This is a genomic window from Ruegeria sp. CL5 (genome assembly GCF_056536485.1).
On the sequence record NZ_JBQFPS010000035.1, the window covers coordinates 1 to 1177 of the forward strand.

At 59.0% G+C, this 1177-nt stretch carries 1 protein-coding gene; it reads right to left on the reverse strand.

Going from position 1 to position 1177, the window contains the following annotated elements:
• Position 1 precedes the first annotated feature (1 nt).
• A partial coding sequence (tuf, locus tag ACR0IU_RS22265; protein ID WP_010441214.1) for an elongation factor Tu occupies positions 2-1177 on the reverse strand: 1176 nt, incomplete at its 5' end.

Sequence of the window (1177 nt, forward strand, 5' to 3'; positions counted from 1 at the left end):
ATTACTCGATGATTTTCGACACGACGCCGGCGCCGACGGTGCGGCCGCCTTCGCGGATGGCGAAACGCAGGCCGTCTTCCATCGCGATCGGCGCGATCAGCTCGACGGTGAAGCCGACGTTGTCGCCGGGCATAACCATCTCGGTACCAGCCGCCAGGGTCACGGTGCCGGTCACGTCAGTGGTCCGGAAGTAGAACTGCGGGCGGTAGTTCGCGAAGAACGGGGTGTGACGACCGCCTTCTTCCTTGGTCAGGATGTAGGCTTCGGCTTCGAACTTGGTGTGCGGTGTCACCGAACCCGGCTTACACAGAACCTGTCCACGCTCAACGCCGTCACGGTCGATACCGCGCAGCAGGGCGCCGATGTTGTCGCCCGCTTCACCGCGGTCCAGCAGCTTGCGGAACATTTCAACACCGGTACAGGTGGTTTTCTGAGTGTCGCGGATGCCGACGATTTCGATCTCGTCGCCAACGTTGATCACGCCACGCTCAACACGACCGGTCACAACAGTACCACGACCCGAGATCGAGAACACGTCTTCAACCGGCATCAGGAACGGCTTGTCAACTTCACGCTCAGGGGTGTCGATGTAGTCATCAACAGCCGCCATCAGTTCTTTGATCTTCTCTTCGCCGATTTCCGGGTTGTTGCCTTCCATTGCGGCCAGAGCCGAACCTGCGATGATCGGAATATCGTCGCCGGGGTATTCATAGCTGGACAGCAGTTCGCGAACTTCCATCTCAACCAGTTCCAGCAGCTCTTCGTCGTCAACCTGGTCAACTTTGTTCATGAACACGACCATCTTCGGGATGCCAACCTGGCGGCCCAGCAGGATGTGCTCGCGGGTCTGCGGCATCGGGCCGTCAGCTGCGTTCACAACCAGGATCGCGCCGTCCATCTGGGCAGCACCGGTGATCATGTTCTTGACGTAGTCGGCGTGGCCGGGGCAGTCGACGTGCGCGTAGTGGCGGTTGTCGGTCTCGTACTCCACGTGGGCGGTCGAGATGGTGATGCCACGCGCTTTTTCTTCAGGCGCGCCGTCAATCTGGTCATACGCTTTGAAGTCACCGAAATACTTGGTGATTGCTGCCGTCAGCGTGGTCTTGCCGTGGTCAACGTGGCCAATCGTACCAATGTTGACGTGCGGCTTATTACGCTCAAACTTTTCCTTTGCCAT